The sequence below is a fragment of the Vibrio pacinii DSM 19139 genome, from assembly GCF_000711795.1.
Lineage (GTDB): Bacteria > Pseudomonadota > Gammaproteobacteria > Enterobacterales > Vibrionaceae > Vibrio > Vibrio pacinii.
Genome location: NZ_JONH01000038.1, coordinates 1 through 6,443, shown reverse-complemented (window position 1 = coordinate 6,443; position 6,443 = coordinate 1). Strand labels below are relative to the sequence as shown.

5 protein-coding genes are annotated in these 6,443 nt (G+C 41.9%); 4 read left to right on the top strand and 1 reads right to left on the bottom strand.

Translation table 11 applies throughout. The annotated features are described in order from the left end of the window. Positions 1-118: 118 nt before the first annotated feature. Together BS19_RS14715 and BS19_RS14700 are read left to right on the top strand one after the other, a co-directional pair. Positions 119-646 carry a sulfite exporter TauE/SafE family protein gene (locus BS19_RS14715; RefSeq protein WP_245609290.1) on the top strand — a complete coding sequence of 176 codons (528 nt, stop codon included), beginning with the start codon at positions 119-121 and terminating at the stop codon, positions 644-646. 690 nt (positions 647-1,336) lie between these two features. After that, a complete protein-coding gene (locus tag BS19_RS14700; protein ID WP_038176261.1) occupies positions 1,337-1,894 on the top strand; it encodes a hypothetical protein in 558 nt (185 codons plus the stop codon). A 1,618-nt stretch (positions 1,895-3,512) separates the two neighbouring features. Here BS19_RS14700 and BS19_RS20440 read toward each other — a convergent pair. Then, positions 3,513-3,701, bottom strand: coding sequence for a hypothetical protein (locus tag BS19_RS20440; RefSeq protein WP_038176267.1), 189 nt, complete (start codon positions 3,699-3,701; stop codon positions 3,513-3,515). A 341-nt stretch (positions 3,702-4,042) separates the two neighbouring features. On the opposite strand from BS19_RS20440, the gene BS19_RS14680 reads away from it, so the two are divergent. Continuing rightward, entirely contained in the window at positions 4,043-4,951 is a 909-nt protein-coding gene (locus BS19_RS14680) for a DUF4238 domain-containing protein (RefSeq protein ID WP_038176255.1), read from the top strand. A 1,280-nt stretch (positions 4,952-6,231) separates the two neighbouring features. Next, positions 6,232-6,443 (top strand): hypothetical protein (locus BS19_RS14670; protein WP_038176253.1); only part of this gene is annotated, 212 nt, incomplete at its 3' end.

The following is a 6,443-nucleotide window of genomic DNA, read 5'->3' as shown; positions in this document are numbered from 1 at the left end:
GGTGGCATGCTTTTAATTGCTATTCTTCCAGTCTTCCTAAGCCCTAATTTGATCATACCAATCCATGGTCTGGTTCAATTAGCAAGTAACTCATCACGCATGTTGTTTTCATTGAAACATGTTAGATGGGAACTTCTTCCCCCGCTTCTTAGTTGGATCAGTAGTCGGTGCATTAACGATTGGCTATGGTCTCTCTCATATTTCAATGGAGTATGTTCCAGTTGCAATTGGCCTGTATATTTTACTCAATCTATGGAGTCCACGTTTTTCAGCGTCAGTCAGTCGATACGAAAGCTATTATCTGACCGGTTTCTTGCAAACGGGGTTAGGGTTGGTAGTTGGTGCAACTGGCCCTTTGAGTTTGAGCGTGTTAACAAAACAACTGAAGTCGAAAGATGAAATCATAGCAACAAGCTCATTATTTATGACAATCAGTCACCTAGCAAAAATACCGGTGTATTTGTCGTTCACAGAGAGCATGTTTTCTGACTTAGGTCTTATTGTCTATATGGTCATGGGCGCGATCTTAGGCTCGTTTCTGGGAACGAAGCTTCGACTAAGCACAAGAAATGGTTATATTATTAAATTAATCAAGGTGTTATTGACTTTGCTAGCGATTAAGATGATAAGTGAAGTTGCGCTATAACAAAGCGTTTAAGAGTGATTCCAAACGCTTGCCGGTTTCGCTTCGCTCACAGTATGGCAAGCGCTTGTCACACCTTAACGCAGCGTTATGTTTACTTGTATTTCAGTGGCTTAAAGATTCTTCGATCTATGTTCTTTGCCCCTTTAGCCATTCGTTCGAGTTACTTCAGCAAATCCGCATTGTCGGCCTAAATTCTTGAATCTCTCAACCTGTATAACATGCCAATATTCTTGCGTTGCTTCATTTGCAGGTCGTGGTGGCTGGTTTTAAGTTTCACTGGCTTTAAGGCGCTTCCAGCGTATTTGCCAAGTTGCATTTCGGCTTGGCAGTTGCCTCGGCAATTTGCCATTGTTCTGCGCTTTGGTTGGAAAGAGAGGGCGCTTGTTGAACGTTTGTCGGGTTGCCTCATTGGGCAGGGAAGTGGACTTACGCGCTTTGTGTTTCGTGCCTTTGGCGGCCAAGTGAGTTTGAGCTTGTGATTCACTTCTTGAAATGCGGTCAAGAATGCAGTTCTTTGCCAAGTAAATCAGTCATTTGTGGTAAAACATAACAAACAATTCAAGCAGACCCTCAACGCTTAGCACTTTTGGTTTGCGTTGAATTTTGTGTTTACGGCGTCATGCAGAAAGTCAGCCAGGGCGTTTCGGGCTACTTAATTGGGCGTTAGCTAAATCTAAATGGAATCGAGGAATGGAAATATCAAATGAAGCGCTTGCGGTTGTTAGTTTTGCAAGTGGGATAGCTACAATATTGGCTTCAATTATAGCTATTGTCACAATACTAATATGGAAGAGACAGCATCGCTATGGAGCAAAGTTCAATATACTTTTAGACCTTGAAGATAGTTACGAGTTTCTAATGTTAGACTACTACTATGCAATCGAAAAAATTTACGGTTGCTATAAGCTTGCACTTGATCCGGATAACCAAGAGAAGGATAGAAAAGCTCAAATCGATGAGTTAATTCGAAATGAAATTGACGAATCTCAGTACAAAACGAAGCTAGCTCAGTCGCAGTTAAACTATCAAATTAATTTCGCTAAAGCATCTCGGTTATTGAACATAGATGGTTTTCAATGCCTAAAGTACGAGTCTCTCGTAGATTTCCAAATGAAATCAATCGAACTCTTTGCAGGAGAGGTTACATTAGACGAGCTAGATAGCATTCTAGAACAATATGTTAAGAACTTTTCTAGCTTTAAAAATGAAGGTTTAAGGCAGTTTAAGGTATTGAGAGAAATGATTTAGCTAACAAGGCGTTTAAGGCGGATTCACAACGCTTGGCGATTTCAGTTCCAGTCAGGTTAAGTGTTTAAGGTGCAATGGTTTAGGTTTGGTGGTTAGCGTTGTTCACCACTTAACGCGGCGTTAGTTGCCAGCGGTAAAAACGCAGCTAAGGCAGAAAATTTAGGGCTAATGAGTTATGCAATTTTGCTCGATTTTTGTCTGGTTGTGGTGTGCTGAAGTTGCGTTCGATTTTTAATATTGTGGCTTTGTTTTGCCGTTTCAGATGCGAATGTACTTGTTGAAAGTCATCCTTGTGACATTGCCTTTCCAAAAGGTCTTTTTGGTGTTTTCAGCCAGCTTTCTACGGCGTTGCTAGTTCCAAGAGGTTTCAGTGACAGTCGCTTTGAAACTGCGCCTGATTTGAGTTTTTCAAAGCGCTCAAAAACGGTGTTGGCAAAATGAAAATTGACTGGAAATCAGAGGTTTAGAATGGCAACTAACAAGGCGTTTAAGGCAGATTCGCAACGCAAGGCATTTTCGGTTTGCTTTGAATTTAGTGTTTACGGCACAATGTTTTGGTTAGGTGGCAATGTTGCTCACTACTTAACGCGGCGTTAGTTGCCAGCGGTAAAAATGCAGCTAAAGCAGAAGATTTCGGACTAATGAATCGTGTGATTTTGCTCTGTTTTGTACTTTGGTGTAGCTTGCTAGAATTGCGTTCGATTTTTAACATTGTGGTTTTGTTTTTCCGTTTCAGACGCGTATGTACTCGTTGAAAGTCAGCTTTGTGACATTGTCTTTCCAAAAGGTCTTTTTGGTGCTTTTCAGTCAGTTTTCTACGGCGTTGTCAGTTCCAAGTGGTTTCAGTGACAGTCGCTTTGAAACTGCGCCTGATATGAGTTTTTCAACGCGTTCAAAATCGGTGTTGGCAAAGTGGAAATGAACGGGAAATCATAGATTTAGAATGGCAACTAACAAGGCGTTTAAGGCAGATTCGCAACGCTAGGCATTTTTGGTTTGCTTTGAATTTAGTGTTTACGGCACAATGGTTTAGGTTCGGTGGTAATGTTGCTCACTACTTAACGCGGCGTTAGTTGCCAGCGGTAAAAACGCAGCTAAGGCAGAAAGTTTAGGGCTAATGAAATTTTCAGTTTTGCTCGATTTTTGTCTGGTTGTGGTTTGCTGAAATTGTGTTCGATGTTTAATGTTGTGGTTTTGTTTTGCCGTTTCAGGCGCTAACTTACTCGTTGAAATTCAGCTTTGTGGCATTGCCTTTCCAAAAGGTCTTTTTGGTGCTTTTCAGCCAGCTTTCTACGGCGTTGCTAGTTCCAAGTGGTTTCAGTAACAGTTGCTTTGAAACTGCGCCTGATTTGAGTTTTTCAACGCGTTCAAAATCGGTGTTGGCAAAGTGGAAATGACTGGAAATCAGAGGTTTAGAATGGCAACTAACAAAGCGTTTAAGGCAGATTCGCAACGCTAGGCATTTTCAGTTTGCCTTGAATTTAGTGTTTACGGCACAATGGGTTAGGTTAGATGGTAATGTTGCTCACTACTTAACGCGGCGTTATGTTTACTTGTATTTCAGTGGCTTAAAGCTTCTTCGATCTATGTTCTTTGTCCCTTTGGCCATTCGTTCGAGTTACTTCAGCAAATCCGCATTGTCGGCCCAAATTCTTGAATTTCTCAGCCCGTAAAACATGTCAATATTCGTGGGTTGCTTCATTTTCAGGTCTTGGCGGTTGGCTTTAAATGTCATTGGCTCTAAGTCGCTTTCAGCGTATTTGCCAAGTAGCATGTTGGCTTGGCAGTTGCCTCGGCAATTTGCCATTGTTCTGCGCTGTGGTTGGAAAGAGAGGGCGCTTGTTGAACCTTTGTCGGGTTGCCTCATTGGGCAGGGAAGTGGACTTACGCGCTTTGTGTTTCGTGCCTTTGGCGGCCAAGTGAGTTTGAGCTTGTGATTCACTTCTTGAAATGCGGTCAAGAATGCAGTTCTTTGCCAAATAAATCAGTCATTTATGGTAAAACATAACAAACAATTCAAGCTGATTCGCAACGCTCGGCGCTTTCGGTTTCAATTGGTTTGGTGATTACGGTGCAGTGTTTTAGTCAGGGAGCAGCGTTGCTCACAACTTAATTGGGCGTTATGCGATTTGTTGGAGTAAGTAACTAGTGGCAAAGAAAAAACCTCTGTCTCATTATGTACCAAAGTTTAGTAACAAATACTGGGCTGATGAATCTAATTTTATATCGTACTTTTGGTGTGAGTTCTCAGGAACCGTTAAAAAAGAACCAAAAGGGAAAAAACAGTGGGGTCGGAAGAGAGGCTTGTATAGTTGGGCTGTTGAAAATGCCCTAGACAAAGAGCTAGAAACTAAAGCAGCCCCAGTTTATGAAAAACTCATTAACTACACTGAACTTAGCCGAAGTGAACGTTTTTTATGGGCACAATTTATCTTGTCTCAATTAGTTCGCACTCCTAGTTATATGCAATATGAAAAGAAGTCGGTTGAATTAACAGGTGTTAAATCAGAGCCAAATTGTGATCGTGTAGGTTGCCAAGAGTGTCTCGATTTGAATTTTGTAGCTAATAGAAACTGGCTGCTATTGAAAACTCATAGCGACGACTATTTAGTAAGATCTGATAATCCTGTTTTACAAACAGGGTTTATCGAACTTCATGATAGCTACATTCTCTATCCTTTAACGCCTAACTTATGCTTTGTTGCTACACCAATGAGTGATAGTTGGAATCCTTTTGACGATAACATTAACCCAACCATGGGTTATGAGATGCCCAAAGGGTGGGCTCACATGGTCAACTTTTATCTGGCAAAGTCAGCCTATCGTTCACTAGCACTCAGTCCTGAGCATGCCGGTGTCATTTCGGATACTATGTTTACGGAGATATTGGGTGCATACACTCAACCACCTTTCTCGCTACACGTTACAGATAAACAATCTGCTGAATCGGCATTCGATAGTATCAGACGAATTATGTCTATTGCTGATGGCTATGACTATCCAAAATGGGAGATAGAAAGACTAACCCCTGACTATCCAGAGGAAACAATCGCATAACAAGCAATTTAAGAGGGATTCACAACGCTTGGCATTTTTTGCTTCTACTTCAAATTTAGTGTTTATGGCACAATGCTTTAGGTTTGGGTGGAGGCGTTGTTCACCCCTTAATTGGGCGTTATGTTTACTTGTATTTCAGTGGCTTAAAGCTTCTTCGATCTATGTTCTTTGTCTCTTTGGCCATTCGTTCGAGTTTCTTCAGCAAATCTACATTGTCGGCCTAAATCCTTGAATTTCTCAGCCCGTAAAACATGCCAATATTCGTGGGTTGCTTCATTTGCAAATCGGGTCGGTTGGTTTTAGGTTCCGCTGGCTTTAGAGCGTTTTTAGCGTATTTGCCAAGTAACATGTCGGTTTGGCAGTTGCCTCGGCAATTTGCCATTGTTCTGCGCTTTGGTTGGAAAGAGAGGGCGCTTGTTGAGCGTTTATCGGGTTGCCTCATTGGGCAGGGAAGTGGATTTACGGGCTTTGTGTCTAGCGCATCTGGCGGCCAAGTGAGTTTTGGCGTGTGATTAGGCTCAGAAAACACGGTCAAGAATGCAGTTCTTTGCCAAATAAATCAGTTGTTTGTGGTAAAACATAACAAACAATTCAAGCTGATTCGCAACGCTCGGCACTTTCGGTTTCAATTGGTTTGGTGATTACGGTGCAGTGTTTTAGTCAGGTAGCAGCGTTGCTCACAACTTAATTGGGCGTTAGTTGCCAGCGGAAAAAACGCAGCTAAGGTAGAAAATTTAGGGCTAATGAATCGTGCAATTTTGCTCGGTTTTGTGCTTTGGTGTAGCTTGCCGGAATTGCGTTCGATTTTTAATGTTGTGGTTTTATTGTGCCGTTTCAGGCGCTAGCTTACTCGTTGAAAGTCAGCTTTGTGGCATTGTCTTTCCAAAAGGTTTATTGGGTATTTTTGGCCAGTTTTCTGCGACGTTGTAAGTTCCAAGTGGTTTCAGTGACAGGCGCTTTGAAACTGCGCCTGATTTGAGTTTTTCAACGCGTTCAAAATCGGTGTTGGCAAAGTGGGAATGAATTGGAAATCAAAGGTTTAGAATGGCAACTAACAAAGCGTTTAAGGCAGATTCGCAACGCTAGGCATTTTTGGTTTGCTTTGAATTTAGTGTTTACGGCACAATGGTTTAGGTTAGGTGGTAATGTTGCTCACTACTTAACGCGGCGTTAGTTGCCAGCGGTAAAAACGCAGCTAAGGCAGAAAGTTTAGGGCTTATGAATCGTGCAATTTTGCTCTGCTTTGTGTCTGAGTGTGTGATTTGCTGAAATTGTGTCCGATGTTTAATGTTGTGGTTTTGTTTGCCGTTTCAGATGCTAATTTACTTGTTGCAAGTCAGCTTTGTGACATTGCCTTTCCAAAAGATTTTTTGGGTGCTTTTAGTCAGTTTTCTACGGCGTTGCTAATTCCAAGTGGTTTCAGTGACAGGCGCTTTGAAACTGCGCCTGATTTGAGTTTTTCAAAGCGCTCAAAAACGGTGTTGGCAAAGTG